The organism is Pseudomonas serboccidentalis (genome assembly GCF_028830055.1).
GTDB classification, from domain to species: Bacteria; Pseudomonadota; Gammaproteobacteria; order Pseudomonadales; family Pseudomonadaceae; genus Aquipseudomonas; species Aquipseudomonas serboccidentalis.
In genome coordinates, this window is record NZ_CP101655.1 from 3134215 (window position 1) to 3161164 (window position 26950).

Annotated in this window: 25 protein-coding genes; 1 reads left to right on the plus strand and 24 read right to left on the minus strand. The window is 63.3% G+C overall.

Annotated elements, in window-relative coordinates; genetic code table 11:
• Nucleotides 1–29: 29 nt before the first annotated feature.
• The 20 genes from NN484_RS14380 to NN484_RS14475 all read right to left on the minus strand — a co-directional run bounded on the left by NN484_RS14380 (nt 30) and on the right by NN484_RS14475 (nt 18269).
• A complete protein-coding gene (locus NN484_RS14380) occupies nt 30–1256 on the minus strand; it encodes a beta-ketoacyl-ACP synthase (RefSeq protein WP_274657370.1) in 1227 nt (408 codons plus the stop codon).
• Complete coding sequence (fabG, locus tag NN484_RS14385) at nt 1256–1984, minus strand: 3-oxoacyl-ACP reductase FabG (RefSeq protein WP_127648647.1); 729 nt, start codon at nt 1982–1984, stop codon at nt 1256–1258. The genes NN484_RS14380 and fabG overlap by 1 nt, the downstream gene beginning before the upstream one ends.
• The gene (locus tag NN484_RS14390) at nt 1977–2441 is read right to left on the minus strand and encodes a hotdog family protein (RefSeq protein ID WP_127648648.1); all 465 of its coding nucleotides are present in this window, start codon (nt 2439–2441) and stop codon (nt 1977–1979) included. Before NN484_RS14390 ends, fabG begins: the two co-directional genes overlap by 8 nt.
• A complete protein-coding gene (locus NN484_RS14395) occupies nt 2438–3634 on the minus strand; it encodes a beta-ketoacyl-[acyl-carrier-protein] synthase family protein (protein WP_274657371.1) in 1197 nt (398 codons plus the stop codon). The genes NN484_RS14390 and NN484_RS14395 overlap by 4 nt, the downstream gene beginning before the upstream one ends.
• The gene (locus NN484_RS14400; RefSeq protein ID WP_274657372.1) at nt 3631–4221 is read right to left on the minus strand and encodes a hypothetical protein; all 591 of its coding nucleotides are present in this window, start codon (nt 4219–4221) and stop codon (nt 3631–3633) included. The genes NN484_RS14395 and NN484_RS14400 overlap by 4 nt, the downstream gene beginning before the upstream one ends.
• Nucleotides 4221–4946, minus strand: coding sequence for a class I SAM-dependent methyltransferase (locus NN484_RS14405; protein WP_274657373.1), 726 nt, complete (start codon nt 4944–4946; stop codon nt 4221–4223). Before NN484_RS14405 ends, NN484_RS14400 begins: the two co-directional genes overlap by 1 nt.
• Complete coding sequence (locus tag NN484_RS14410; RefSeq protein WP_274657374.1) at nt 4943–6190, minus strand: NAD(P)/FAD-dependent oxidoreductase; 1248 nt, start codon at nt 6188–6190, stop codon at nt 4943–4945. Before NN484_RS14410 ends, NN484_RS14405 begins: the two co-directional genes overlap by 4 nt.
• Nucleotides 6177–7340 carry a cation:proton antiporter gene (locus tag NN484_RS14415; RefSeq protein ID WP_127648653.1) on the minus strand — a complete coding sequence of 388 codons (1164 nt, stop codon included), beginning with the start codon at nt 7338–7340 and terminating at the stop codon, nt 6177–6179. Before NN484_RS14415 ends, NN484_RS14410 begins: the two co-directional genes overlap by 14 nt.
• The gene (locus NN484_RS14420; RefSeq protein ID WP_215501264.1) at nt 7337–9676 is read right to left on the minus strand and encodes an MMPL family transporter; all 2340 of its coding nucleotides are present in this window, start codon (nt 9674–9676) and stop codon (nt 7337–7339) included. The genes NN484_RS14415 and NN484_RS14420 overlap by 4 nt, the downstream gene beginning before the upstream one ends.
• A complete protein-coding gene (locus NN484_RS14425) occupies nt 9660–10262 on the minus strand; it encodes an outer membrane lipoprotein carrier protein LolA (protein WP_215501265.1) in 603 nt (200 codons plus the stop codon). The genes NN484_RS14420 and NN484_RS14425 overlap by 17 nt, the downstream gene beginning before the upstream one ends.
• Entirely contained in the window at nt 10259–10684 is a 426-nt protein-coding gene (locus tag NN484_RS14430; RefSeq protein ID WP_027611337.1) for an acyl-CoA thioesterase, read from the minus strand. The genes NN484_RS14425 and NN484_RS14430 overlap by 4 nt, the downstream gene beginning before the upstream one ends.
• The gene (locus NN484_RS14435; RefSeq protein ID WP_127648656.1) at nt 10677–12221 is read right to left on the minus strand and encodes an HAL/PAL/TAL family ammonia-lyase; all 1545 of its coding nucleotides are present in this window, start codon (nt 12219–12221) and stop codon (nt 10677–10679) included. Before NN484_RS14435 ends, NN484_RS14430 begins: the two co-directional genes overlap by 8 nt.
• Entirely contained in the window at nt 12202–13149 is a 948-nt protein-coding gene (locus NN484_RS14440; RefSeq protein WP_127648657.1) for a lysophospholipid acyltransferase family protein, read from the minus strand. Before NN484_RS14440 ends, NN484_RS14435 begins: the two co-directional genes overlap by 20 nt.
• Nucleotides 13146–13880, minus strand: coding sequence for a glycosyltransferase family 2 protein (locus NN484_RS14445; RefSeq protein WP_274657375.1), 735 nt, complete (start codon nt 13878–13880; stop codon nt 13146–13148). Before NN484_RS14445 ends, NN484_RS14440 begins: the two co-directional genes overlap by 4 nt.
• 140 nt (nt 13881–14020) lie before the next feature.
• On the minus strand, nt 14021–15700 hold the full coding sequence (locus NN484_RS14450) for an acyl-CoA synthetase family protein (RefSeq protein WP_274657376.1): 1680 nt from the start codon (nt 15698–15700) through the stop codon (nt 14021–14023).
• Nucleotides 15697–16242, minus strand: a complete 546-nt coding sequence (locus NN484_RS14455; RefSeq protein ID WP_127648660.1) for a COG4648 family protein — start codon at nt 16240–16242, stop codon at nt 15697–15699. The genes NN484_RS14450 and NN484_RS14455 overlap by 4 nt, the downstream gene beginning before the upstream one ends.
• Nucleotides 16239–16493, minus strand: a complete 255-nt coding sequence (locus NN484_RS14460) for an acyl carrier protein (protein WP_003220947.1) — start codon at nt 16491–16493, stop codon at nt 16239–16241. Before NN484_RS14460 ends, NN484_RS14455 begins: the two co-directional genes overlap by 4 nt.
• Nucleotides 16494–16502: 9 nt before the next feature.
• Nucleotides 16503–16778 (minus strand): phosphopantetheine-binding protein, encoded by a 276-nt coding sequence (locus NN484_RS14465; protein ID WP_127648661.1) that lies wholly within the window; start codon nt 16776–16778, stop codon nt 16503–16505.
• Nucleotides 16762–17568: a lysophospholipid acyltransferase family protein gene (locus tag NN484_RS14470; protein WP_274657377.1), complete on the minus strand. Its 807-nt coding sequence runs from the start codon at nt 17566–17568 to the stop codon at nt 16762–16764. Before NN484_RS14470 ends, NN484_RS14465 begins: the two co-directional genes overlap by 17 nt.
• On the minus strand, nt 17544–18269 hold the full coding sequence (locus tag NN484_RS14475; RefSeq protein ID WP_127648663.1) for a beta-ketoacyl synthase chain length factor: 726 nt from the start codon (nt 18267–18269) through the stop codon (nt 17544–17546). The genes NN484_RS14470 and NN484_RS14475 overlap by 25 nt, the downstream gene beginning before the upstream one ends.
• Before the next feature lie 377 nt (nt 18270–18646).
• On the opposite strand from NN484_RS14475, the gene NN484_RS14480 reads away from it, so the two are divergent.
• Nucleotides 18647–19417, plus strand: a complete 771-nt coding sequence (locus tag NN484_RS14480) for a ParA family protein (RefSeq protein ID WP_127648664.1) — start codon at nt 18647–18649, stop codon at nt 19415–19417.
• A gap of 129 nt (nt 19418–19546) precedes the next feature.
• On the opposite strand, the gene trxC is transcribed toward NN484_RS14480, so the two are convergent.
• From trxC to NN484_RS14500, 4 genes are all read right to left on the minus strand, one after another.
• A complete protein-coding gene (trxC, locus tag NN484_RS14485) occupies nt 19547–19981 on the minus strand; it encodes a thioredoxin TrxC (RefSeq protein WP_127648665.1) in 435 nt (144 codons plus the stop codon).
• Between the two features lie 79 nt (nt 19982–20060).
• Nucleotides 20061–21524 (minus strand): protein adenylyltransferase SelO, encoded by a 1464-nt coding sequence (gene selO, locus NN484_RS14490; protein WP_274657378.1) that lies wholly within the window; start codon nt 21522–21524, stop codon nt 20061–20063.
• A gap of 48 nt (nt 21525–21572) precedes the next feature.
• Nucleotides 21573–24926 (minus strand): mechanosensitive channel MscK, encoded by a 3354-nt coding sequence (mscK, locus tag NN484_RS14495; protein WP_274657379.1) that lies wholly within the window; start codon nt 24924–24926, stop codon nt 21573–21575.
• Between the two features lie 34 nt (nt 24927–24960).
• Nucleotides 24961–26703: a potassium/proton antiporter gene (locus NN484_RS14500; protein ID WP_274657380.1), complete on the minus strand. Its 1743-nt coding sequence runs from the start codon at nt 26701–26703 to the stop codon at nt 24961–24963.
• Between the last annotated feature and the right edge of the window lie 247 nt (nt 26704–26950).

Genomic DNA, 26950 nt, shown 5'->3' on the forward strand with positions numbered 1-26950 from the left:
GGAGGTCTCCTTGACCTGGATTGATACGGTTACGGCCAGCGGCGGAAAATCAACGAGGTGTTGACGCCACCAAAAGCGAAATTGTTGTTCATCACATACTCGTGGTGCATCGGGCGGAATTCGCCGCGCAGGTAGTCGAGCTTGCCGCAGTGCGGATCGACCTCATCGAGGTTGAGCGTGTGCACGTACAGGTCGCGATTGAGCATTTCGATGCTGAACCACGACTCCAGCGCCCCACAGGCCCCGAGCGTGTGGCCGAGGAAACTCTTCTGCGAGCTGATCGGCATGTGTTCGCCGAACAGGCTGCTGGTGGCCAGGGTTTCGGCAATGTCGCCCTGTTCTGTCGCGGTGCCGTGGCCGTTGACGTAGCCGATGGCATCCGCTGTGAGCCCGGCGTCTTCCAGCGCCAGTTCCATGGCGCGGCGCATGGTGATCTGTTCCGGGCGGGTGGTGTGCTGGCCGTCGGCGTTGCTGCCGAAACCGACGATTTCCGCGTGGATCCGCGCGCCGCGAGCCAGGGCATGTTCCAGCTCTTCGAGCACCAGCATGCCGCCGCCTTCGCCGATCACCAGGCCATCGCGGCCCTTGTCGTACGGACGTGGGCTGGTCTGCGGCGCATCGTTTTTCAGGCTGGTGGCGTAGAGCGCGTCGAAGACCATCGCTTCAGTCGGGCACAGCTCTTCGGCACCGCCGGCGAGCATCAGTGGCAGACGGCCGAACTTGATCGCCTCATAGGCATAGCCGATGCCCTGGCTGCCACTGGTGCAGGCGCTGGACGTCGGGATCAGGCGCCCGGTGAGGCCGAAGAAGATGCTGATGTTGGCGGCGGTGGTGTGCGGCATCATCCGCACGTAGGAGTTGGCGTTGAGGCCCTCGGCGACCGAGTTGAGCAGCATGTTGCCGAACGCCTTGATCTCGTCGGTGCTGCCGGTGGACGAGCCGCAGGCTACGCCCATGCGCCCGTCCTTGATCGATTCGTCGCCGAGCAGGCCGGCATCCGCCAGGGCCTGTTCTGCCGCGCCCACCGCCAGCCGCGACACCCGGCCCATGCTGCGCAGTTGCTTGCGCGTCCAGTGCGCCGGGACGACAAAGTCATCGATCGGACCGGCCAGACGCGTGTTGAGTTCGCTGAAGCGGTCCCACTCGTCCATCCGGCGGATGCCGCTGCGGTTGGCCGCGAAGTTGCCGGCGATGGTCTGCCAGTCGCTGCCCAGCGAGGTGATGCCGGCCATGCCGGTGACGACGACGCGCTTCATCAGCACAAGCCTCCGTTGACCGCCAGGACCTGGCGGGTGATGTACGAGGCTTCCGCCGACATCAGGAAATTCACCGCACTGGCGACCTCTTCCGGGGTGCCCATGCGTTGTGCGGGGATCATTTTCATCAGCTCTTCCACCGGCACGTTTTCATCCAGCATCGCCGTGTCGATCAGACCCGGCGCGACGCAGTTAACCGTGATTTTGCGCTTGCCCAGCTCGATCGCCAACGCTTTTGCAGCGCCGATCACCCCGGCCTTGGAGGCGCTGTAATTGACTTGGCCACGGTTGCCGATCAATCCCGACACCGAGGTGATGCAGACGATCCGACCGGCGGCGCGACGGCGGATCATCGGCATCATCACCGGGTGCAGGACGTTGTAGAAACCGTCGAGGTTGGTGCGCAGCACCACGTCCCAATCGTCATCGCTCAGCGCCGGGAAGGCGCCGTCGCGGGTCAGTCCGGCGTTGAGCACCACACCGTAATAGGCGCCGTGGGTTTCGACGTCGGCCTCAAGTATGGTTTTGCAGGTTTCGCGGTCGGCGACGTCGAATTGCAGGATGCGCGCCTTGCGACCCAGCGCCTGGATCTCGGTCTGCACCGCTTGGGCTTCGACAACGCCGCTGCGGCAATGCAGGACGATGTCGTGCCCGGCCTGCGCCAGACGCAAGGCAATGGCGCGGCCGATGCCACGGCTGGAGCCGGTGACCAGTACGGATTCAGTCATCGTTCGACTCCCGGTTTTGTTCAAGATATTGGGATGGCTGGGGCGGACGGAACACATTCAACCGCGCGCTGGCCTCGATGCCGGGCCCGTGGATGTGGCATTCGAACACGCCCATGCCGTTGTCGTCTTCCAGCGAACGGATGCCATGGATGGTCAGTTCGCTGCCGGCCGGGAACACCTCGACGTTGCACTCGAATTTACGCGTGCCGAGCAGGAAACCCAGCACCACCGGGTTGCCCTTCTGCCGTGCGTGGCAACCGGCGAACGCGGCGACACTCTGCGCCATCAACTCAACGCCGACCCACGCCGGCAGGCTGCCGTCGGACAGGCTGAACAAACCGTCGGGCTTGACCGTGAGGCACGTGTGGATCTGCTCCTCGTCGAAACTGAGGATGCGATCGATCAGAATCATGTCGCCAGCGTGGGGCAGCAGTTCGGCGAGCGGCCAGTCGGTCATGGGGCGTCTCCGATAATCAGGCTGACGTTGTTGCCCCCGAAGGCAAACGAGTTGCTCATCAGGTAGCGGGGTGCAATGGACGACAGGCGTTCGCTCGCGGTCACCCAGTTCAGGGCCGGCAGGTCGGGATCGGCCTGGGCATCCCAGACGTGCGGTGGCAAGGCTTGTTGCGGATTGTCGGCGCTCAGGCTCAGCCAGCAGAACGCCGCTTCCAGCGCACCGGCCGCGCCGAGGGTATGACCGGTCATTGGCTTGGTCGACGAGCAAGCCACGCCGTCGGGGAACAGGGTGGCGACCGCCAGACTTTCCATCGCATCGTTATGCTGGGTCGCCGTGCCGTGCAGGTTCAGGTAATGGATTTGCGCAGCTTGCAGCTGTGCGCGGTTCAAGGCTTTCTGCATCGCTTGCAGGGCGCCGCGGCCGCTCGGTTCCGGGGCGGAAATGTGGTGCGCGTCGGAGCTGGCACCGGCGCCGAGCAGGGCGATGGCCGGGCCGCCGTCACGGTGCTTGCTCATCAGGAACAGCACCGCCGCTTCGCCGATGTTGATGCCGTTGCGGTTGGCCGAGAACGGATTGCAGCGCTCGTCGGACACCGCCTCCAGCGCGCTGAAACCGTTGAGCGTGAGTTTGCACAGGCTGTCGACCCCGCCGCACAGCACGGCATCGCACAGGCCCAGATCAAGCAGGCGCTGCGCGCTCATTAAGGCCCGGGCGCTAGAGGTGCAGGCGGTGGAGATCACGTAGGCCGGGCCGCTGAGTTGCAGCCAGTCGGCCAGAAAATTCGCCGGTGCGCCGAGCTCCTGTTGCCGATAGTCGTACTCGATGGGGAACTGTTGCTCGCGGATGTAGTGCGCCAGACCGCGGCTGGCTTCGTCGATCCCCGAAGTGCTGGTGCCGAGCACCACACCGATGCGCTCGCGGCCATAAGTCTGGATGGCCCGCTCGATGTCAGCGCGAATCTGCAACGCAGCTTCCAGCAGCAGTTGATTGTTGCGGCTGCTCTGGTCGGCCAGTTCGGCCGGGATCGCCGCCAGCTCACCGTGCACCGCCGCCACGGGCAGTTCGCGCCCGGCGACCCAGCCGGATTCGCGGCGCATGCCCGAGCAGTCACCGGCAAACAGATTCTGCGCGACTTGATGCTTGTCGCGGCCTAGGGCGCAGATCACGCCGAGGGCATTGAGGTAGGCAGTCATGGCGTCGATTCACCGAGGGGAGAAACCCGATAGTGCGGGCCTTGGGGCAGGTTCAATTCGAAGCTCAACGGTTGTGCATAACGGATCGCCCAGCGTGGCGGCAGCGAGCGTTGCCCAGCCTGTTGCTGCGCGGCGGGATAATTGCGCAACAGCTCGCCGGACGGGGTCAGGGCGAACAGCAGCGCGGCAAACAGCTCCCGGGCTTCCGGGTTGGGCGGCAGCAGACCGTCGGCCTGCCAGCGCCCGTCGATCAGTCGCTGACGGGCCTGAGGAATGCCCAGCGGGTCCATCATCGACCAGCGAATGCCAGGGCCTTCGCGCTGGATCACCAGCAGCCAGTCCTGACGCTGATCGGCTTGCTGGCGTTCGATGTGCAGTTGCAGCGGCAGGGGCAAAGTCGGGTTGCTCGCGGGCAGCGGGGCCTGGCTGGCGCAACCACTTAGCAGGGCGAACATCACCAGCATCAGCCACACCACAAACCTTGTAGGAGTGAGCCTGCTCGCGATGACGGTGGCACATTCGAAAAACATGTTGGTTGACCTACCGCTATCGCGAGCAGGCTCACTCCTACAGGTTATGTGTCGCATCAGAGACCACCTTCAAGCGGCTTGCGGGCAACGACATTCACCAAGGTTTCCTCGCGCTCGCCAAACGGTTTCGGCTTGCGCAACCCAAACCGTTCCAGCAAACCGAAATCCTTCGACCGGCTCCACCACAGATACGGGTACGAGACATTGCGTTCACCGAACTCGAAACCCTGCTGGCGAATCATCTCCAGGTACTGCGCGGCACTCTTCTGCACCTGCATCGGATGGCGGAACAGCCAGCGGATCACCCAGGTATCAATGTAGGCTTCGGTGGACTCGGCGAACAGCAGATAACCGCCCGGCTTGAGTACGCGGTAGAACTCGGCGAGGGCTTTTTCCTGTTCGACCAGGTGATGAAAGGTCTGGTGGCAGAACAGCAGGTCGACACTGGCGTCCGCCACGTTGAGCGTCGCGCAGTCGCTGCCGAGCAGTTCTACGTCAAAGCCTTGCCGCGCTGCTTCTTCGGCGCTCAATTGCAGACTGTGCGGGTCGGCATCGACGCCGATCAAACGCTGTGGCGCGAAGGTCTGGCGCAGATACCGGAACGACTTGCCTTGGCCACAGCCGGCATCCAGCAGCACCGGATTGGCCGGCAGCGCCTCGTTGAAGAGCCCGCGCAGGTCGTTGATCGCCACGCGCAACACATGGTGCTGCCAGGTGTGGCTGCGCAGGAACCAGAAGCCGAAGCGGGTTTCCTCGACGTAGCTGTCGCTCAAGTAATTCATGGGGCGTCCTTTGCACAGAGTTCGGAAATCATCTTCAACCGGCGGCGCGCTTCGCTGACGAACGGGTTGCGTTCATCCCAGGCGTAACCGGCGAGGATCGAGCAGATCATCCGGCGAATGTCCGCCTGGCTGTCTTCATAAAAAATCACGTCCTGGAAGGTGCCGGCGTACCAGCCCTCGACGTAGCAACGGAAGGTGTCGACCCCGCGTTTGAGCGGCTCGGCGAACTCGCGCTGCCAGTCGACGGTTTCGCCCTGCAACTGCCGGTGCAGGACGGCGGCAGCCATGCTCGCCGAGCGCATGGCGATGGTCACGCCGGAGGAAAACACCGGATCGAGAAATTCCGCCGCGTTGCCGAGCAGGGCGAAGCCCGGGCCGTGCAGGGTTTTGACGTTGGCCGCATAGCCGCCGAGGGTGCGCGCCGGGGTGTCCCACACGGCGTTGTTCAGCACGCCGGCGAGGCTTGGGGTCTCGGCGATGAAACCGCGCAGGCAGGCATCCAGATCGGTATCGCGGCCGTTGAAGTGTTCGGCGGCAGCGACTACGCCCACCGAGCAGCGACCATGGCTGAACGGGATCGTCCAGAACCAGATGTCGCGATGCTCTGGATGGGTGGTGACGAGGATCTTTTCGCGGTCGAAGGCCGGGTTGTCGATGTGATCTTCGACGTGGGTGAACACCGCCTGGCGCACCGGGAAATTCGACGGTGCTTCCAGATCGAGCAGGCGCGACAGCACCCGACCGTAACCGCTGGCGTCGAGCACGAAATTCGCTTGGATGCGGTACTCGCTGCCGTCTTCGCGCAGCACGTCGAGCTGCGGTTTGGCGCGGTTGAAATCGACGCGGACGATGGCGTCGCCATAGCGGATCTCGACACCTTGCAGCGCTGCCTGATCGGCCAGCAGCTTGTCGAAATCGGCGCGCTGCACCTGGAACGTGGTCGGCTTGCCGCCGGTGAAGGTGTCGCCGAAATCGAAGGCGCTGTAGCGCTCGCCCCAGGCAAACGCGGCACCGGTTTTGCGCTGGAATCCGGCGGCGTTGACCGCGTCGAGCATGCCGGCCTCTTCGACGAAATCCAGACAATGACTGAGCAAGCTTTCACCGATGGAAAACCTTGGAAAATGCTGGCGCTCGATCACCAGCACATCGTGGCCCTTGCGCTTGAGCAATGCGGCGGCGATGGCCCCGGATGGGCCCGCGCCGATGATCACGACCTGACGGGATTCCATTTCAACGATTGGCACGTGAGCTCCGGGACAGTGGGTTTTGCAAGTTCAGGGGCGCGCGATGCAGGCCGATCAGGGCCGGCAACAGCGTCGCGATCAGGCCCATCAGCATCAGTGCGAAGTACAGCGCCGGGCTGATGAGCTGTTGTTGCAGCAACAGGTTGAGAAAGACGATTTCGCTCAGGCCGCGGATGTTCAGCAGCACGCTTTCGCGCCAGCGGCTGGCGCCTTCGAACGACGCGCCGGCCCAGCCCAGACCGAGCCAGTTGCCGAGCAGTTTACTGGCAATCGGCAACAGCAGCAGTGCCACCCATTGCAGCGCACCAAGGCTGGCGAGGGCGCTGTGTACGTCGATCTGCACGATGCCGAAGGTGAGGATCAGCGGGATCGCGATCCACGTCTGCAAGCGGCTCATCCACAGCGCTGGCAATGGCAGCACCAACGGCACTTTCAGCAGCGCCATGCACAACAGGTAACCGATGCCGAAAATCAGTGCGTTGAGCTTGTAGTGCTCGGTCAGTACCAGCAGCGCGAAGAAGCCGAGGCTGTAAGTCAGCGGTCGACGCACACGGAGCAGATGCAGCAGCACCGGCACGCAGGCCAATCCAAGTGGCAGTAACAGACTGCTCAAATGCAGGCTGCCCTGAGCGAGGCCGAACAGCGTCCAGCAGGTCAGATCGATCAGGATCGCGGTCTGCACCAGACGCCTTGTGGCGGCGGGCGGGTAATCGATGTGGCGCAAGTACAGGTACAGCACCGGGATCGCGGTGATCGCGAACACCAGGCCGATCGCCAGCGAGTTCAGCCACGGTTGCGTCGGCAACAGCCAACAGGCGACCGCTAGCCCGCAGGCGAACGGCACGGCAAAACTCGGCACGGCGATTTTCACGCTCTGGCGGTCCAGACGCAGGTCGATCACATCGCTGAGGATGTGCCCGAGCAACAAGGCGAAACTCAGGCTGTAGAGGTCTTTCAGCCACACGGGCGCGATCAGCTCGGCGCCGCTGAGCTGCCAGCCCGGTTCGATCCAGAAGTACATCAGCAGCGGCAAACCGAAGCTTGCCAGGAGCAACTGGCTGACGATCGGGATCAGGCCGAAATACCGGCCGACACGGGTCGCCACGGCGAACAACGCCAGGGCCATCAGCCAGAAGCCGACGACCATCACGCTGCCGGCTCCGCGACGGCGGCGCTGTGGGCGTGACGTCCGGCCCACGGCGCGAGGATGAAACTGAAGGCCAGCCCCAGGCTTACCGACAGGCCGAAATTGCTCACCGCCGGCGTACTCGACACCGCCAGCAAACCGAACGACAGCCAGGTCGTCAGCGCCGCCAGCAAGGTGCCCAGCAGGCTGACAGCCGCGCCGCCGACCTGCTCACGCATGAGGATCGCGTAATCGACGCTGATCGCCGTTACGAGCAGCAGGCCGAACAGGCTGAACAGGGTCAGCGGCTGGCCGAGCCAACCGAGGCTGGCGAGGCTGCACAGCGCCGCCAGCAGCGGCAGGGCGACGATGCGCAAGGCGCCGCCGAAGCCGAACGGCACGATCAGCACCAGCACGATCAATACACAGGAGGCGAGTTTCAGTTCGGCGGCGCTGATCTGGGTCGCGGCGAATACGTTGTTCAACTCGCCGAGACGATCAACCAGCATCACTCCCGGTAAGTCCAGCGCCTGCACCCGCAGCAGCGACGGATTGTTCAAACCTTGCAGGCTGGTCATCGCCGCCACGCCATCATCGGTCGGGCCGAGCCACAGCGTGCGGTACGGTTCGCCCAAGGGGCCCGCCAGCGCGGCGTCGATGTCCTCGGCAGGCAGGTTCTGCAACTGTTGCAACTCGGATTGCAGCGCGGCGAGCGGTACGCCGAGGTCGAGCAATGGCTGCCAGAACTGCGGCAGTTGGCTCAGTGCCTCGCGAACCTGCTGTTGCTGGCTCGGTGGGCTGAGCAGTTGATCGAGGGCCAGATAGCCTTGCAGCTTGTCGAGGTTGACCAGTTGTTGCAGACGTTCGCTCAACGCGGCCTGGCGCTCCAGCAGCTCCTGCTGATTGGCCCCGCGCACCAGGAAGAACTGGCTGGTCGGCTGGTAGCCGGTGATGCGCGCGATGGTCTGCGCCTCGTCGGTCAGCCGTTGCGGTGCGCCGACCCATTGGCGGATGTCGTTCTTGCTTTGCAGTTGCACCAGACCGCCGGCGCAGAACGCGATCAGCAGCGCCAGCAGCACCGGGGTGCGTACATGTTCGAGCAGGGTTTCGCGCAACTTCACCAGGCGTTCGGCGAGGCGCAGCGGCCATTGCGCCGGCTGCAGCTCAACGTTTTTCAGCAAGGCCGGCAGCAGGCACACCGCCGACAGGTAGGCGCCGAGCAATCCGGCGGCGGAGAACACCGCGATTTGCGTCAGCGCCGGGAATGGCGTCCAGGCCAGCGCCAGATAACCGATGGCGCTGGTGATCAGGCTCAAGGTCAGCCCGGAGAGTGTCAGGCGCAATGCCGGCCAACTGCGCCACGGTTTGAGGCTCCAGCTTTTCGACAGATAGTGCAGAGGGTAATCCACTGCCACGCCGATCAGGCTGGAGCCGAGCACCAGCGTCATCACATGCATGTGGCCGAACAACGCCACGCAGGCCACCGCGCCGAACAGCATGCCCACCAGCACCGGCACGAACGCCAGCAACACCCGCCAGCGGCGAAACGCCAACAGCAGCAACAGCAAAATGCCGAGGGTGGCGCCGCCGCCGACCCAGGTCATTTCGCGGGTAGCTTGCTGCTGACCGTTGGCGGCGTAGAGCAGACCGCTGGCGGCCAGCAGTTGCACGTCGGCTTTCGCCGCCTGCTCGCGACTGTGCTGGAGCAGGTCCGCCACTTTCAGTGGCAGGTTCATGTCGAAGGCATTGCCGGTGGTGCGCGCGCGCAGCAGCACCCAGCTCTTGCCGTCGGCATCGGCGACCAGTGTTCCGCTGCCGATGTCCAGTTGCACCGCGCCGTGTTTCGGCTGGCTGTTCTGGATGCGTCCGGTGAGGCCCAGCCAGTCGTCCTGGCTCGGCACCAGACTGAAACCGCTGAACGGGTCGAACAATGCCTGCACCCGTTGCTGGATAAACGCATCGGGGTGCTCGGTCAGCAGTTGCCGGTCATCCGCCGAGAGCATCGCCAGCCGCCCTTGCAGCAGTTGCGTGCGCAGGGCCGGGAGGTCGGCTTGCAGATTCCACTGAACCTTTTCGAACAGGCCGCTGGCTTGCCATTGCTCGCCCAGGGTCTGGGCCATGACGACCGCTTGCTGGCGATCGGTATGGCCGACCAGCACCAGCATTTCCCGGTTGAGCGGCTCCTGCATGCGCTGTTCGGCACGCAGTTCGAGGGCGTCAGGGTGAGTGCCGGGCACCAGTTCCATGAGGTTGGCCGACAGCGGCGCACCGTCGCGCCACTGCCAACCGGCCAGCGCGACGACCGCCAGCAGCAGGATCAGGAACAGCCACGGCAGCCTGCGTTCACTCGGCAAAGTCATGTTGCTCCGTGTCGCTCAACGGCTGGCTTGCGGTGCTGTCCTGCATGCGCAGCACGGTGCTGTCGCCCTGGGTTTCCAGCAGTTCGATGGTCTGTACCAGCGCACCGCCGTCGATATTGATTTGGTTGAACACTTGCTTGAGCAGCACCGAACGCGGGGTCAGGGTCAGTTTCCATTGCTGTGCGTCGCCGCTCAGGGCCAGCTCGAAATCCCGTTGCAGGCCGCTGCTGTCACCTTGCAGCACGGCGAGAAACAAGCGGTTCTGCTCGGCCCCGGCGCTCTTGTTCGGCAGCATCTGCCAGCCGTTGCCGTCACGGCGGGCGATGCCGTTGGCGGTGATGCGGTAGTCCTGCTGCAGCGGGGTCTTGAGCAACCAGAGCAGGCCATGGTTTTTCGCCAGGACGAAGCTGCCCTTGCTGATCAGTGGCTGGGGCAGGGCGCGCAGGTGTTTCTCCTGGATGAACTGGCCGTGGATCACGTCCGGTTTCGCCAGTTGCTCGCTGAGCTGTTGCAGATCGAAGGCGTTGGCCAGGCTTGAGACAGCGAGCAGTGCCAACGCACCGAGGCATTTGCAGATCAGGTTCATCGCAGCATCCTTTCCACCGCATCGGTGAACACTTTGGGTGAGGCCAATTGCATCTCGCGGCTGCTGATCTCGACCGCCACTTGCACCGAGCTGGCGCGGGTCAGGCGTTCGCCGGTCTGCAGGTCGGTGATCAGGTAATTGATCTTCAGCCGGTTCTCCCATTCCACCAGGCTGGCGCGCACGTTCAAGCGCTGGCCGAACACCGCGCCACGCACATAACGCAGTTGCAGGTCGATGATCGGCCATGCATAACCGGACTCGGACATCTGCGTGTAGTTGTGGCCGATCTGGTCGAGCAGCGCGCAGCGCGCCACTTCCAGGTATTTGACGTAGTGCCCGTGCCAGACCACATGCATCGTGTCGACGTCGAAGAACGGCACGAGGATTTCCGTGTCGGCGTGCAGGACTCCGGCGCTACGCATGCAGCCTCCAGTGTTGCTCGGCGATGCGTTGCAGGCACAGGCGCAGTTCGCCTTCCAGCGCACGGTCTTCGATGACCGGCGGGAAGTCTTTGCCCAGTGCTTCGTGCATGGCGGCCAGAGCGGGCGGCAGCGGTCGCGCATCCTGATCGCGACCGCGCAGCCACACACCTTGGTTAGCCGCGAGCAACGTGGCAGCGGCGACCTGTTCGGTCAGCTCCAGCACGCGGATCGCGTCGCGGGCGGCGATGGTGCCCATGCTCACCTTGTCCTGGTTGTGGCACTCGGTGGAGCGCGAGAACACGCTGGCCGGCATGGTGTTTTTCAGGGCTTCGGCGGTCCAGGCGCTGGTGCCGATCTGCACGGCCTTGAAGCCGTGGTTGATCATGGCGCGATCCGCCGGGGCGCCGGACAGGTTGCTCGGCAAACCATGGTTGTAGCGCTCGTCGACCAGCAGCGCGAGTTGTCGGTCGAGCAGGTCGGCCACGTTGGCCACGAGGTTTTTCAGGCTGTCCATGGCGAACGCGATGTGCCCGCCGTAGAAGTGCCCGCCGTGCAGCACGCGCTCGGCTTCGGCGTCGATGATCGGGTTGTCGTTGGCGCTGTTGAGTTCGGTTTCGATGAACGAACGCAGCCAGCTCAGGCTGTCGGCCAGCACGCCGAGCACGTGTGGGGCGCAACGCAGCGAGTAGCGATCCTGCAGGCGATGCAGCGGCGCGGTCGGCGCGTCGATCGCCAGATCCTTGCGCAGCCACGCGGCGACCTGCATCTGCCCCGGGTGCGGTTTGGCGGCGAACAGGCGTTCGTCGAAGTGTTCCGGATTGCCTTGCAGCGCGACCACGTTGAGCGCGGTGATGCGTGTGGCCAGTTGCAGCAGGTAGTCGGCGCGGGCGTAGGCAAGACAGGCAAGGCCAGTCATCACTGCCGTGCCGTTCATCAAGGCCAGCGCTTCTTTCGGGCGCAGCACCAATGGCGTCCAGCCGAGTTCGCGATGCACGTCGGCCGCTTGTCGGCGTTCCCCACGGAACATCACTTCGCGCTCGCCGGACAGGGTCGCGGCGACGTAGGACAGCGGCGTCAGGTCGCCGCTGGCGCCCACCGAGCCTTCTTCGGGAATCAGCGGCAGGATGTCGTGTTCGAGGAACTCTTGCAGGCGCTCCAGCAGTTCAATGCGCACCCCGGACACGCCGTGGCACAGCGACTGCAAACGTGCGGCCAGCACGGCGCGGGTGGCCTGGGCGTCGAGCAGTTTGCCCAATCCGCAACCGTGGAAGGTGTAGAGATGACGCGGCAGCGCCTCGACGTGATGCAGCGGCACCGCAACCACGCAGGAATCGCCGTAACCGGTGGTCACGCCATAGATCACGCCTTCCTTGTCCAGCAGCGAGTCGAGAAACCGCGCGCCCTTGGCGATGCGCTCACGGTAATCGGCGTCGCTCTGCAACTGCACGGGCGCCTGACGGTTGGCCAGGGCCAGCACGTCTTCGATGCGCAAAGGGCGTTCGCCGAAGGTTACCGGCTCATGGGTTGGCGTCGTCATCGGTCTTCCAGAAAGGGTAAAAGTTGAACCATTGGTGCGGGGCTTCGAGGCAATAGTGACTCAGGCGCTGCGCATAACGGGTGGCCCACTGATGAATGACCTGTTCGCGCTCGCGACGTGTCCACGTCACGCTGTCGGCAAACGGCTCGAGGGTCAGGCGATAGTGGCCGTCCGGTTGTTTCAGGCACATCAACAGATTGACCGGGCATTTGAGTAGCCCAGCCAGCAGCCACGGCCCCTGCGGGAACGGTGCCGGGTGGCCGAGAAAGTCGACGGTGACGCTGCGCCCGCCGTGCAGCGGCACACGGTCGCCGGCAATCGCCAGCCACTCGCCGCGCTCCAGGCGTTCGTGCAGTTGCAGCATGATCACCGGGTCCAGTTCGCTGACCTGAATCAGGCGCAGGTTGGTCGCCCCGGCCTCGCCGAGCAATCGGTTGAACTGCTCGGCGTGCTTGGTGTGCACCAGCACGTTCATGGTGACTTTTTCGCCGATCTCCGCCAGCGCCCGGCACACTTCGAGGTTGCCCAGGTGCGCGCCGACCAGCAGTTGCCCACGCTGGCCGCGCAGCTGATTGCGCAACAGCGCCGGGTCGATGATTTCGATCTGCTCGATGCGGATTTTGCCGTTCCACACGTCGAGCTTGTCGAGCAGTGAATCGGCGAACGCCATGAACTGGCCGAACACCCGCCAGTGGCTCGGGCGCAAATCGTCGCGCTGGCTCCAGTCGGCCAGTCGTTGCTGGTACTGCCAGGTGCTGTGGCGGGCGGTGCGACCGAACAGGAAAAAGTACAGAACGATGCCGTACAGCAACGGACTCAGCAGGCGCCGGCCAAGGACTTTGGCGGCCAGCGCGGTGAATTTCATCAGCAGGAAACTGCCGCGCTCTTCGCGGTCGGCCCAGTGCTTGTTGTCGCTCTCGACGCTCATGTTCGCCACCGGCGCCAGAGGATCAGCGGCAGGCGCAGCAACATGCCGAAGAACAACCGGGTGTGCATGCTGGAAATCAGCGCGTTGTCGTGAAACAGACGGAAGTGCGACACGCCGTCCAGCGGGTAATGCACGCTGGTTTGCAGCCAGCGCATCGGCTGATTGCGCCACGACAGGCGCACCAGGATGTCCGAGTCGAAATCCATGCGCTTGCCGATCCGTGCCGAGTCGATCAACGCCAGGGTCGGGGCCAGTGGATACACGCGAAAGCCGCACATCGAATCGCGGATCTGCAGCGACAGCGTGTTGATCCAGACCATCACGTGGGTCAGGTAGCGCGCATACAAACGGCCCTTGGGCACGCTGTCGTCGAACAGCGGGTAACCGCAGATCAGCGCTTGAGGATGCGCGCGCGATTCTTCGACGAAACGGGCGACGTCCTGCAGGTCATGCTGGCCGTCAGCGTCGACCTGCAAGGCATGGCTGAACCCCAGGTGCGCCGCTTCGCGCAGGCCGGTCATCACCGCGCCACCCTTGCCCTGATTGAGGGTCAGGCGCACCAAGTGCACGTTGTCGCGTTCAGCCAGGGCGTCCAGCACTCGTGCGCAGGACGGGCTGCTGGCGTCGTCCACCAGAATGCACGGCAGCTCTTGGGCGAGCAGGGCGTCAACCACGGTGCTGATCGCGGTTTCGTGGTTGTAGACCGGGATCACGGCGCAAGGGCTATGCATGGTTCTCACCCCGGCTCACACAATCTTTGTGGCGAGGGAGCTTGCTCCCGCTCGAGTGCGAAGCACTCGCACTCGGTGGTGTGCCGAGTAGTTTTGGGGCCGCTTTGCAGCCCAGCGGGAGCAAGCTCCCTCGCCACAGGTTATGCATGACTTGGCTCCAAAAGAATCCGTCCGCTGGAGCAGGTGGCCGTGTCGTTACGGTAGGCGAAATACAGTTTGCCGCGCTCACGATCAAAGCGCAGGTGCAGCTGGATTTCATCGCCCGGGCGCACCAGTTGCTGGAACTTCAGCACTTCCATGCCGGCAAATTTACCCGGCAGGTCCAGCAGCTGCTGACCGAGTTTCAGCGCCCATTCCACTTGCACCACGCCGGGCAACACCGGGGCCTTGGGGAAGTGGCCACTGAAGTAGGCCAGATCCGCTGGCACCGCCAGTTGCAGGCTCCACTCGCCCGCGGTTTCGACCTGTTCCAGCACTTCGGGGGCTTTCGGCCGTGGCGCCAGCAGCAGCGCGTCGATGTCGGCCTGTGGCAGCTTGCCCTGGCTGTTCAGCGGCAGTTGCCGCACCAGACGCCAGCGCCGTGGCAAGGCCAGGGCTTCGCAATGCTGGCTCAGGTGTTTGCGCAGGGCTTCGGTCAGACTGCGGCGACCATGTTCGCGCAAGGCGAACAGCCCCGACTCACTGAGCACCAACACGGCACCGAGCACCGCGCGGTTTTCCTGGACTACGCCCAGCCGCGCTTCGGCGACCCAGTCGTGGGCGATCAGCGCCTGTTCCAGCATCGGCAGGGAAATGCGCTTCTCTTCGAGTTTGACGATGCGGTCCAGCCGCCCCAGCAGCTCGAAGCGACCGTCGGCGGCGATGCGTGCGGCATCGGCGGTGTGTTCGACATGACCGGCCGGCAGATAGGGTGAGGCGACCAGCAGGGCGCCGTCACTGTCCTGGCTCAGTTCAACCCCGGCGAATGGCTGCCACAGGCTTGCGCCCTGACGCCAGGCGATGCCGCCGGTTTCCGAGCTGCCGAGGATTTCCGTCGGCCACTGCTGTAAACGTTGCTGCAGGCTGTGCGCGGCGTCTGCCGGCAATGCGCCGCCGGAGGAAAACACCCGGCGCACGGCACTCAGGGCCGGCCAGTCGAGGTTATCGCCCATGCGTTTGAGCAGCGCCGGGCTGCTGACCCAGGCGAAGGCCGGGTGTTCGCGGCTGGCGCGTTGCAAGTCTTCCGGAAACGCCAGTTGCTTGCGCACGAATGGGCGCCCGGCGCACAGCGGCCACAACACGCGGAACAGCAAACCGTAGATGTGCTGGGTGGCGACGCTGCCGATGATCCACGCCTCACCGAGATCCGCGCCCCACAGTTGCTCCAGCGCCGCGACCTCGTTGGCCAGTTGGCGCAAGGTCTTGTCGATGCGCTTGGGCTCGCCGCTGGAGCCGGACGTGCACAGGCTCAGGTGGCACTGGTCCAGATCCAGTTCAGCGCCAGGCAGGGCTGGCTGCTGCAGATCGTTCAAGTGAAGATCCGCGCTGTGATCGGTCAGCCAGACATCGACCTCACTCGACCAGCGCTGGCGGGTCTGCGCCTGCAGGTCCGCTGGCAGCAACACACTGACGCCGGCGCGCCAGGCACCGAGCAGGGCACTGGCGAGGTCGGCGGCATCTTCCAGATGCACTGCCATACGCTGCACGCCACGTGCCTGCAGGCCGGCGGCAATGCTCAGCGCCTGCTCGCGCAGTTGCGCGTGGTCGAGGGCCGGGGTGTCGGTGATCACTCGCCCCGGCAGGGCCTTGAGCAACAGGTGCTCAAGTTTTATCCAGTTCATTTACGGCCTCTTACCCGTTGTCGTATCAGCCATTCAATGGCAAACATCAGGCCGATCAATCCGTAGGAGATCAGGCCGGTGTACAACATCCACCAATTCAGCGGCGCCCACAGGGTCAGGAGGGCGGCGCACAAACCGTTGCAGAAGAAAAACACGCTCCAGGCCACGGTGACCTGGCGGGTGTAGCGGATCGCCTCGGGCGGCAGTTGCGGCTCGCGGATTCGCGCCAGGCGCTCGACCATCGGCGGGCCCCATTTCAGGCTCAGGCTGAACAGCGCCAGCATGAAGCCGCTGATCAGCACCGGGTACCAGCGCAGCAACAGCGGGCTGTCGAACAGCGCCAGCATCACGCAGAAAACGATCGCCACGCAGGCCATCCACAGACTGCCGGGCTTGCGCTCGCCGGTCAGCGCGCGCGCCAGCCACAGGCTGCCCAGCAGCAGCCCGAACTGCCACGGGGCGAAGTGCTCCATGCCGAAATACACCGCAAAGGGGTACAGCAGGCCCGCCAGCAGCAGGCCGAGGCCGATCAATCGGCTCATGCGGCCGGTTGAACCAGACGGTAGACCGCCTCGACCACGTCACCGACGGTGCGCACCGACTTGAATTCTTCGGCGGCGATTTTCTTGCCGGTCTGGCGTTTGATGTGATCGATCAGGTCGACCGCGTCGATGCTGTCGATTTCCAGATCCTGATACAGATTGGATTCCAGGCTGATACGCGCCGGATCCAGTTCGAACAGCTCGACCAAGGCATCGCGCAAGGTGTTGAAAATGTCGTCACGAGTTTGCATGGTCCGGTCTCAAGCTGCCTGTTTTGCCGTGACGAACGCCGCAAGGCTCGCCACGTTGGTGAAGTGGTTACGGGTGTCTTTGGCGTCGGCGTCGATCTTGATGCCGTATTTTTTCTGGATGGCCAGACCCAGTTCCAGCGCGTCGACAGAATCCAGGCCCAGGCCTTCGCCGAACAGCGTCTGCTCGTCGCCGATATCGTCGACGCTGATGTCTTCGAGGCCCAGGGCATCGATGATCAGCAGTTTGATGTCGCGCACCAGGCCAGGGTTATTCAGATCGCTCATCTTCGGCGAGCTCCTTAATGAAGTAAGAGTGCAAATAATCGTTGAGCTTGCGCGAGGCCTGCGGAGCCGGACCTTGCGTTGCGTAAGTCTGTGGGTCTATATCGGCCCCGACACGAAAACTGAAGTGCACGCGGCGGTGAGGGATCCGATACCAGGGTTCGGCCTTGGTCAGGGTGGTCGGGTTGACCTTGATGACCACCGGGGTAACGATTTTCGCACCGCGCAGGGCAATCGCCGCGGCCCCCCGATGAAAGGCCGGTGCCCGCCCCGGCCGGGTGCGGGTACCCTCGGGGAAAATGATCAGGGTCTGGCCGTTTTGCAGGGATTGGGCGGCAGCGTCGAGCATGTCCATGCTGCCGTCATTGCTGATGTATTCGGTGCTGCGCAGCGGGCCACGGGTGAAAGGGTTTTCCCACAGGGTTTTCTTCACCACGCAGTTGGCCTGGCGCACCAGACCGATCAGGAACACCACATCGATCAGCGACGGGTGGTTGGCGATGATCATCTGCCCGGGGCGGCCCAGGCGTTCGGCCCCTTGAATGTCGTAGGTCAGCACGCCGCTCCGGGCCATGAATCGCACAAAAAACCAGAACAGCTGACTGACGGTCTGCCGCGCGCGCTGACGATGTTTCAACGCATCCCCGGGCAGGCAACCGAGCAGCGGAAACACCAGCAGGCGCAGGCACAGCCCGCCCAGCCCGAACAGCGCAAAACTTGCGGCGGTGGCCAGCAGGCGCCAGTAGTAGGCGTCGCGGTTTTTCTCGGTCACGGGTTGCGTTGCCAGGTCCATACACGATTTTTCCAGGCATGTTGGCAATGGGTTTGCTGACCGAGCAGGGTTCGCAACAGATTCAGCGCATGCGGCCAGTGCGCTTTGGACAGTGCTTCGGGGCCGCTGTTCAGGGTCAGCCGCCAGTCGGTACCCGGGGTGAGCAGCAGGCCGACCGCATAGGGGAAGGGCACATCGTCGATCCACTGTGAGTAAGCCTGCGGTGGCTGTTCTTCGGTGATCACCAGCAGCACCGCCGGAGCGCCTTCGTCGAGCAGGGCCGCGGCTTCGAGCATGCCGTGCTCCAGACCATCGCCGGCTGCCGCGAGGGCCGTCATTTCGCTGGTTTCGCCGCGCATGATCGACCACAGGCCGATAATGGCGTTGTGCACCGACAGGCTGAACTGGGTCGGTGATAACGGCTCGTCCTTGGCCAGGTCACTGAGGATTTCAAAGGTGCGCGGGGTTTCGCCGTGCCGCGAAACAAACACCAGCGGCAGGTTCTCCCGTCCGTCGGCCAGCGGCCAGCCGACACTGAACGCCATCCGCGCCAGGCGGCTGAGGCGCCGGCGCTGCATGGCTGGCAGGAACGACACATCGGGCGCGGCATCGCTGCTCTGGAGCACGACCGGTTGTCGGCTCCAGGCCTGCCAGGCGTCCACGCTGTCGAGCCCCGGGGCCCACGCGCGCCATTGGGCGATGTTGAAGTTGATCACGGACATTTATCCCGCCCCTGCGGGCTTGTATTGACGCGTTGAGTCGCCAAAGCCGCAGCCGGGCTGTGCTGACGTTACCGGACGCGGCGTGGCGCCTGACGTTCGGGTGGCGCGCATTATCCCGGTGCGATGAGTGTGTAGCAAATGCTGGTTACATTTTGCGCAGTTAAATGTACCGGCTGGTTCGTGGAAAAAATGTTAATCGGCCATTGTCCATATTGGCGGAAGTTTGTCTGTCGGGCATCTCGGCGATTACTGGCAGTTTTTGCCCCGTTGCCATGGGGATATTTGCACCTGACCTTGTAGTCCGTGTCCATGAAGGTAGCGAAGCCAACCCGCACGCATCTACACTCGGTCATTCTTTGATACACGGAGGTTTTGTCATGCGGCGCGTGGTGTTCAATCAGAAAGGTGGCGTGGGCAAATCCAGCATTGCCTGCAATCTGGCGGCGGTCAGTGCCAGCGAGGGCTATCGCACGCTGTTGGTGGATCTCGATGCCCAGGCCAATTCCACTCAGTATCTGACGGGGCTCACCGGGAACGACATACCGATGGGCATCGCCGACTTCTTCAAGCAGACCCTGTCTTCAGGGCCGTTTTCGAAGAAGAACCAGGCCGACATCTACGAAACCCCGTTCGACAACCTGCACATCATCACCGCGACCGCCGAACTGGCCGATCTGCAGCCCAAGCTGGAGGCCAAGCACAAGATCAACAAGCTGCGTAAGTTGCTGGACGAGTTGTCGGAAGATTACGACCGGATCTACCTCGACACCCCGCCGGCCCTGAATTTTTATGCGGTGTCGGCACTGATTGCCGCCGATCGTGTGCTGATTCCCTTCGATTGCGACAGCTTCTCGCGGCAGGCGCTGTACGGGCTGCTGGCGGAGATCGAAGAGTTGAAGGAAGACCACAACGAAGGTCTGGAAGTCGAAGGCATCGTGGTCAACCAGTTCCAGGCCCGGGCCAGCCTGCCGCAGCAGATGCTCGATGAGTTGATTGCTGAAGGCTTGCCGGTGCTGCCGGTGTATCTGAGCAGTTCGGTGCGCATGCGTGAGTCGCACCAGGCCAGCACGCCGCTGATCCACCTCGACCCCCGGCACAAGCTGACGCAGCAATTCGTCGAGCTGCATAACTTGCTCGAAGACGCCTGATACCGCGAATTGCACAGTTCCAATTGTAGGAGTGAGCCTGCTCGCGATGAGTCCGTCACATTCAACATCTCTGTTGATTGCAACGACGCCATCGCGAGCAGGCTCACTCCTACAGGGGCTTGTGGTGTTTCAGATGCCCTGGCTACGCAGCCACGCCATCAACTGTGGCAACGGAAACGCCCCGCTCTGGCGCGCCACTTCCCGCCCATTCCTGAACAAAATCAGGCTCGGTATCGAACGAATCCCCAACTGCGCCGACAACTGCTGATTGGCCTCGCTATCGAGCTTGGCCAGTCGGCATTTGCCCGCCAGTTGCGCCGCCGCCTGCTCGAACACCGGCGCAAACGACTTGCACGGCCCGCACCAGTCCGCCCACACGTCCACCAACAGCGGCAGATCACCCTTGATCTGGCTGGCGTAGTCGCCTTGCTTGAGGTCGAACGGCTTGCTCAACAGCACGTCGGATTTGCAGCGCCCGCATTTAGGCTGGTCCGCGAGGCGCTCGGCCGGGATGCGGTTGAGGCCGTTGCAGGAAGGGCAGGGGATAAGGAGTGGGCTGGTCATGTTCGGCTCGTTGAGTTCAGCGGTTCGTACAACTTATCTGGTGCCGTACGAACTGTTTATCAAGATGAGGCGCTGGCACTCACGACGAACAACTAATTTCCAAATGCTTGCCCCACTCCGGCGGCCGCTCGGCATAACCCTCCATCCCCGGTTGCTCGTCGAACGGCTTGCTCAGCACCGCATGCAGCCGGCGTACCTCTGAGTAATCGCCTTGCTCAGCCGCATCGATGGCTTTTTGCGCCAGATAATTGCGCAGGATGTACAACGGATTGACCGCATGCATCCGCGTGCGGCGCTGTGCCTGATCAGCGTCGCCATCACGGGCAACCCGGGCGACGTAGCGTTCGCCCCAGGCATCAAAGCCCTTCATGTCGACAAAATCGTCGCGCAAACGGGCGACGGCCTGCTCGGCGGAATCTTCACCGAGGCGACGGAAGAACAACGTGTAATCAACGCCGCTGTTCTGCATCAGTTGCAGCAGGTTTTCCACCAGTTGCTGGTCATCCTCTTCGGCCGTGGTGAGACCGAGGCGACGGCGCATCAGGTCGAGGTAGTGCGCCTGGAACAGTGGCAGGTACAAACCGAGGGTTTCGCGCAGGGCTTCGACGCTGATGAACGGCGTCAGGGCCTGGGCCAGGGCGCTGAGGTTCCACTGGCCGATCGGCACCTGATTGCTGAACGAGTAACGGCCCTGATCATCGGAGTGGTTGCAGATGAAATTGGCGTCGAAATCGTCAAGGAAGGCGAACGGGCCGAAGTCGAAGGTGATGCCGAGGATCGACATGTTGTCGGTGTTCATCACCCCGTGGCAGAAGCCGTAGGCCTGCCACTTGGCGATCAGTTCGGCATTGCGCTCGACGATTTCGCGGAACATCGCCAGATGCGGTTCCGGTTGTTCCAGACACTCGGGGAAATGCATCGCCAGCACGTGCTCGCCGAGCTGCTTCTGCTGCTCGGGACGCTTGGTGTAGTAGAAATATTCGAAGTGGCCGAAGCGGATATGGCTCGGCGCCAGGCGCAGCACCATCGCCGCGCGTTCCTGCTTTTCGCGCCACACCGGGGTGTCGGAGCCGATCACGCAGGCTGCTCGTGAAGACGGGATGTTCAGTGCGTGCAGCGCTTCGGAGGCGAGGAACTCACGGATCGATGAGCGCAACACCGCGCGGCCATCACCCATGCGCGAAAACGGCGTCTGCCCGGCGCCCTTGAGGTGCAGGTCCCAGTGCTCGCCAGCGTTGTTGTAGACCTCGCCCAGCAACAGGCCTCGACCGTCGCCCAGTTGCGGTGTGTAGCCGCCAAACTGGTGCCCGGAATAGACCATCGCCCGAGGCTCGGCATCGGCCCACAGCTTGTGGCCGCCGAACAGTTCGGCAAACTCCTGGGTTTGCGCGGTTGCCGGGTCGAGATCGAGCAGGGCCAGCGCCGCCGGGCTGGCGACGACCAGACGCGGGTTGTCGATCGGCTCGGGCAGCACATGGGCGCAGAACGCATCACCCAGGCGGGCGAAGCGATTGTCGAAGGTCAGTTCGTCGAGGGCTTTCAAGGGCCGGCTCCAGCAGAATGTCCGAGCATTCTGCTGGGATTAGACCGGTTAGTCGAGTTTGGTGGGCGGCGGCTCTTGCAGCGGCTTTTGCTCCGCGCCGATCGGGACGATGGTTTTGGTTTCCGCTTCAACCGGCACCAACTTGTATTCCTGACCGTGGAGGTTCTTCAGGTAGACCTCCATCTGGCGGAACGAGATGTTGATGTGCTGCTTCTTGAATTCGCGGTTGATGAAGCGGTTCACTTCGTCGATCACCGGGTTACGGTCACCGAGGTCACGCACGTGCATGCGCAATTCGTGATCGAGGGTGCTTTCGCCGAAGTTGAGGAAGTACACGTGCGGCTCGGGTTCCTTGAGCACGCGCGGGTTTTCCCGGGCGGCCTTGAGCAGCAGTTCCTTGACCAGATCCAGGTCGGAGCCGTAATCCACGCCGAGTTTCAGCGTGACCCGGGTGATGGTGTCGGTCAGCGACCAGTTGATCAGTTGCCCGGTGATGAACGTCTTGTTCGGGACAATGATGTCCTTGCGGTCGAAGTCGGTAATGGTCGTGGCGCGGATACGGATCTTGCTCACGGTGCCGGACAGGTTGCCGATGGTGATGGTGTCGCCGATCCGCACCGGGCGCTCGAACAGGATCATGATGCCGGAGATGAAGTTCGCGAAGATCTCCTGCATACCGAAACCAAGGCCCACCGACAGCGCCGCCACCAGCCATTGCAACTTGTCCCAGCTCACGCCGAGGGTCGACAAGGTGGAGACGAAGCCGACGCCGGCGATCACGTAGGACAGCAGCGTCGTGGTCGCGTAGGCACTGCCCTGGGCCAGGTTGAGTTTTGACAGCACGAACACTTCGAGCAGACCCGGCAGGTTGCGCGCCAGGGCGAAGGTGATGCCGATGATGATCAGCGCACCGAGCATGTCGCCGATGCTGATCGGCACCATGCTCATGTTGGCGCCGGTGCCGCTGGTGTATTCGTAGAGGGTGATGTTGTCGAGGTACGAGAACACCGAAATCAGGTCAGCCCAGACCCAGTACAGCGCGGCGATGAAGCCGCCGAGCAGCGCCAGACGGATCAGACGCAGCGACTGTTCGTTGACCTTTTCGATGTCCAGCGTCGGCTCTTCGATCACCGCTTCGCCGTCGCCGGCCTCTTTGGCGGCCTGACGCTTGGCCAGGGCGCGCTGGTAGGCCAGACGTCGTGCGGCGACCGCCAGACCACGGACGAACGTGGCTTCGATCACCAGCCAGAACATCAGCAGGTACAGGGTGTTGATCAATCGGTCGCTGAGTTTCAGCGCGGTGTAGTAATAGCCGAAGCACACCGCGACGAACAGGGCGATCGGCAGCACGGTGAACATCACGCCGACGGCCTTGCGGAACAGCGAAGTGTTTTCGTGGGCCGGGCTGCTGATCAGCAGACGGCTGAGCAACCACGCCATCAGCGCGTAGCAGGTCAGCACCACCGGCATGCCGAGCACGTCGTCGGCCAGCGCCGCCGGTTGCAGTTCGGCGACGGCTACCACAGTCACCAGCGCCATCACCACCAGCCCGAGGCGCCGGATCCAGCCCTGGAGGAACTCGACCTGCGGCTTGTCCCAGCGGAAGTGCAACTCGGCCACGCCGCCCGGCGAGAGAATCCGGTAAGCGGTGTAGAACACCAGCCACGCCTGCCCCATTTGCAGCAGCGCCGCGCCCATGTTGGCGTTCTGTCCGCGGGCGTCGATCTGCAAGGCCAGACCGCACAGCGCCAGGCCAAGAGCGACCGGCATCGCCAGCAGAATGTTGATCAGGATCGCCTGCGGCGTGTGCCACTGGCTGTCACGCTTGAAGTGACCGATGTCCTGGTGAACCTTGTTCAACCGCGCATACAGCGCCTTGCGCCGCCACAGCAGGGCGCCGATCAGCAAGGCCAGCGGCAGGAACAACAGCGGACGCTGGGTCAGGCCGTCGGTCAGCTCGCTCAGGCTCGAAGCCAGCGGCAGGGTGTCGATCTGGCGTTTGAGCCGTTCCGGCACGCCGCGTATCCATTCCATGTCCAGCGGCTTGTTGCTGGGAATCCAGAACATCTGCTCGTCGAGGGTCGCGCGCAGGCTTTGCGCGGTACTCAGCAGTTGTTTCTGGTTGAGTTGCAGGGTGATCGATTCGTTGAGCACCGCGCTCAGTTCGCGGTTCAGACGCTCCAGCAGGTCGGCGCGGGTGTTGGCCAGTTCCATCAGGCTCTTGCGCAGTTGCGGGGTGACTTGCTCGGGCGGTTGGGTGGAGAGCAGGTTGTCGACGTAGGTTGCCGGATTGCTCAGCAGTTCGCGCTGCTGGCTGACTTCGAACTGATACAGGCGAATGTCGGCGATCTGGTCCGCCAGATCCCGGTCAACCTTGAGTCGCGGCAACGCCTGCTTCTGCTTATAGAGAATCTTCGACAGCAGCAGGCTGCCCTTGAGCACGTTGATCTGCTCGTCGAGGGCCGAGTCGCTTTGCGTCAGGCTGTCGAGCTGCTGTTTGGTCTGCAGGTTCTGCTGGGTGACTTCGTTGAGGCGGTCGGTGCTTTTGAGCAGATAGTCGGAGAGCTTGAGGTTGGCCGAACTTTCGGTGGCGAGCAGGCTGCTGCCGCCGGCCTTTTGTGCCTCGATCGATTGTTGGGTAACGGTTTCCTGAGACTGCGCCAGACGCTTCTGGTTGATCAGCGTCTGCAGTTCCTGAATCTCGCGGTCGAGGCGGTCGGACTTCTCCGAGAGCAGGTCATGCTGACTGTTGCCCAGATCCTGCAACTGGCTGTTGCCGGCCAACTCCTGACGGCGCAGCGGGATCAGCGCGTTCAGCGCGGCGAGCTCGGCGTTCAACTGATCGCGCTGCTCGGCACTGACTGTCTTGCCCGCGTCCTTGCCTGACTTGAGGATGTTGTTGATCTGCTGAATGCGCGTCTGGCTGCTGGAAATCTCCGCCTGAGCGCGCTCGGGGCGGGTCTGGGCGGTGATGATCAGGCTGTTGGCATCGGCCAGGGCTTTTTGCAGATCGCTTTGCTGGGTCGAGCGATCAGTGAGGATCTGCTCCAGTTGCTGGATCGACTCTTTGGGGAAACGCTGCGCTACCGGTACCACCGCCGTAGCCTTGAGGCGCGTCAGTTCGCGGGTGTTCTCGATGGTTTGCCGCGGTGCGGTCGCCAGTTGCTGCTTGAGGTCGATCAGCTTCTGGTCGTAATCACGCCGGCTGTTGAGCTGATTGAGCGTGGTTTGCAGGACCGTTTGCAGGGCCTTTTTATCGGCATCCGGCAGTTTGCTGTCGGCGAGTTTGTCCAGGCTGGCCTGCACGGCTTCGCTGGACGGCGGTTCGGCGGCGTACAGCGGGCCGACGGAAAGACTCAGGCCCAGCAGGGCCGCGAAAAAGAAGGAGCGCAGGGTAGGCATAGAGACCGGTCAAGCAAGTGAGAGTGGACGCAGTTTAGAGGAAGAGACCGGGACCCGGGCGACTTCCTTCGGGGAATCTGACGCCCACTTTGCCGATCTTGTTCCCGTCCATGACCGCGACCGTCCAGTGGGTGTTGTTCCACTCCACCTGGTCGCCAACGATCGGTGCACCACCGACCTTGTGGGCAATGAACGCGCCCAGGGTCATGTCTGGATCAATGCCCTCGGCCGGCAACCCGTAAAGCGCTGCAACCGCTTTAAGCTGGGCGTCTCCTTCGAGCACAAAGTCGCCGAAGAAACGCAGATCCAGGCCACGTTGCGGCGCTTGGCTGAACAGTTTGCCGAGGGCGGGAAGGTTGTGTTCATGGCCGATCACACACAGCAAATCATCGACTTCCAGCACCGTACTACCCGACGGATGGAGCAGTTGCTGACCACGAAACAGGGCGGCGATGCGTGTGCCTTCGGGCATTTTCAGTTCACGCAGGGGCGAGCCGATGCACCATTTCTCGGCGCCGAGCTTGTAAACGAACAGTTCCCACTCGCTGGTGACGTGCACTTCCAGCGCGGAACGGGAGATCGGTGCAGGCTCCGGCGGTACCGTCACCTTCAACAGTTTGGCGACCCACGGCAGGCTCGTGCCCTGCACCAGCAGCGACACCAGCACGATGAAGAACGCGAGATTGAAGTACAGCTGCGCATCCGGCAGCCCGGCCATCAACGGGAACACCGCCAGAATGATCGGGACCGCGCCGCGCAGGCCGACCCAGGAAATAAACGCTTTCTCGCGGCCATGGAACGCCTTGAACGGCAGCAGTCCGACCAGTACCGACAACGGCCGGGCGAACAGAATCATCCACAGCGCCAGGCCGAGGGCGGGCAGGGCGATGGGCAGCAAATCATGTGGGGTGACCAGCAGCCCCAGCACGAGGAACATGCCGATCTGCGCCAGCCACGCCATGCCGTCGAGCATGTGCAGAATGCCGTGGCGGCTGCGCACCGGGCGGTTGCCGATCACCAGACCGCACAGGTACACCGCGAGGAAACCGCTGCCGTGCAAGGCGTTGGTCAGGGCGAACACCACCAGGCCGCCGGCGATCACCAGAATCGGGTACAGGCCGGTGGCAAGGTTGATCCGGTTGACCAGTTGCAGCATCAGCCAGCCGCCACCCAGACCGATCACGCCACCGATGCCGAACTCGCGGATCAGGTGGATCAACAGGCTCCAGTGCAGGCCGGTCTGGCCGCTGGCGAGCATGTCGATCAGGGTCACGGTGAGAAACACCGCCATTGGGTCGTTGCTACCGGATTCGATTTCCAGGCTGGCGGTCACCCGTTCGTTGAGGCCCTTGCCGCCGAGCAGCGAGAACACCGCCGCCGCATCGGTGGAGCCGACGATGGCGCCGATCAGCAGGCCCTGGATCAGGTTCAGGTCGAACAGCCACGCGGCGGCCATGCCGGTCAGCCCGGTGGTGATCAACACCCCGACCGTCGCCAGCGACAGCGCCGGCCACAAGGCCACGCGGAAACTCGAGACCCGGGTACGCAAGCCACCGTCGAGCAGGATCACCGCGAGCGCGAGGTTGCCGACCAGATAGGCCGTCGGGTAGTTATCGAAAATGATCCCGCCGCCATCGACCCCGGCGGTCATGCCGACCGCGAGAATGATCACCAGAATGGGGATGCCGAGACGGGAAGAGAGTGAGCTGACGAGAATGCTCGCACCTACCAGCAACGCGCCGATCAAGAACAGGCTGTTGATGGTCGTCGCATTCAAAGGCAGTACTCCAGAAGCGTAAAGACGGGCACAAACTGACCATGCAGTCTGCGTGCCAGCGATTCTAACCTGTTGAAATGTGATGCTGTCAAAAAGCTTTTTACAGCGTGATCACACAGGCGGTGCGGCATGTGATGCCTGTGGCGAGGGAGCTTGCTCCCGCTGAGGTGCGCAGCGCCCCCAAAAATCAGACGCTACGGTTTTCTCAGAGCAGACGCAGTGGCTGGATTGCGACTGCTGCGCAGCC

Excerpts from the sequence above, each read along its gene's own strand:
- NN484_RS14380 (WP_274657370.1), bottom strand. The coding sequence starts at position 1,256 with ATGAAGCGCGTCGTCGTCACCGGCATGGCCGGCATCACCTCGCTGGGC.
- fabG (WP_127648647.1), bottom strand. The coding sequence starts at position 1,984 with ATGACTGAATCCGTACTGGTCACCGGCTCCAGCCGTGGCATCGGCCGC.
- NN484_RS14390 (WP_127648648.1), bottom strand. The coding sequence starts at position 2,441 with ATGACCGACTGGCCGCTCGCCGAACTGCTGCCCCACGCTGGCGACATG.
- NN484_RS14395 (WP_274657371.1), bottom strand. The coding sequence starts at position 3,634 with ATGACTGCCTACCTCAATGCCCTCGGCGTGATCTGCGCCCTAGGCCGC.
- NN484_RS14400 (WP_274657372.1), bottom strand. The coding sequence starts at position 4,221 with ATGCGACACATAACCTGTAGGAGTGAGCCTGCTCGCGATAGCGGTAGG.
- NN484_RS14405 (WP_274657373.1), bottom strand. The coding sequence starts at position 4,946 with ATGAATTACTTGAGCGACAGCTACGTCGAGGAAACCCGCTTCGGCTTC.
- NN484_RS14420 (WP_215501264.1), bottom strand. The coding sequence starts at position 9,676 with ATGACTTTGCCGAGTGAACGCAGGCTGCCGTGGCTGTTCCTGATCCTG.
- NN484_RS14425 (WP_215501265.1), bottom strand. The coding sequence starts at position 10,262 with ATGAACCTGATCTGCAAATGCCTCGGTGCGTTGGCACTGCTCGCTGTC.
- NN484_RS14430 (WP_027611337.1), bottom strand. The coding sequence starts at position 10,684 with ATGCGTAGCGCCGGAGTCCTGCACGCCGACACGGAAATCCTCGTGCCG.
- NN484_RS14435 (WP_127648656.1), bottom strand. The coding sequence starts at position 12,221 with ATGACGACGCCAACCCATGAGCCGGTAACCTTCGGCGAACGCCCTTTG.
- NN484_RS14440 (WP_127648657.1), bottom strand. The coding sequence starts at position 13,149 with ATGAGCGTCGAGAGCGACAACAAGCACTGGGCCGACCGCGAAGAGCGC.
- NN484_RS14445 (WP_274657375.1), bottom strand. The coding sequence starts at position 13,880 with ATGCATAGCCCTTGCGCCGTGATCCCGGTCTACAACCACGAAACCGCG.
- NN484_RS14450 (WP_274657376.1), bottom strand. The coding sequence starts at position 15,700 with ATGAACTGGATAAAACTTGAGCACCTGTTGCTCAAGGCCCTGCCGGGG.
- NN484_RS14455 (WP_127648660.1), bottom strand. The coding sequence starts at position 16,242 with ATGAGCCGATTGATCGGCCTCGGCCTGCTGCTGGCGGGCCTGCTGTAC.
- NN484_RS14460 (WP_003220947.1), bottom strand. The coding sequence starts at position 16,493 with ATGCAAACTCGTGACGACATTTTCAACACCTTGCGCGATGCCTTGGTC.
- NN484_RS14465 (WP_127648661.1), bottom strand. The coding sequence starts at position 16,778 with ATGAGCGATCTGAATAACCCTGGCCTGGTGCGCGACATCAAACTGCTG.
- NN484_RS14470 (WP_274657377.1), bottom strand. The coding sequence starts at position 17,568 with ATGGACCTGGCAACGCAACCCGTGACCGAGAAAAACCGCGACGCCTAC.
- NN484_RS14475 (WP_127648663.1), bottom strand. The coding sequence starts at position 18,269 with ATGTCCGTGATCAACTTCAACATCGCCCAATGGCGCGCGTGGGCCCCG.
- NN484_RS14480 (WP_127648664.1), top strand. The coding sequence starts at position 18,647 with ATGCGGCGCGTGGTGTTCAATCAGAAAGGTGGCGTGGGCAAATCCAGC.
- trxC (WP_127648665.1), bottom strand. The coding sequence starts at position 19,981 with ATGACCAGCCCACTCCTTATCCCCTGCCCTTCCTGCAACGGCCTCAAC.
- mscK (WP_274657379.1), bottom strand. The coding sequence starts at position 24,926 with ATGCCTACCCTGCGCTCCTTCTTTTTCGCGGCCCTGCTGGGCCTGAGT.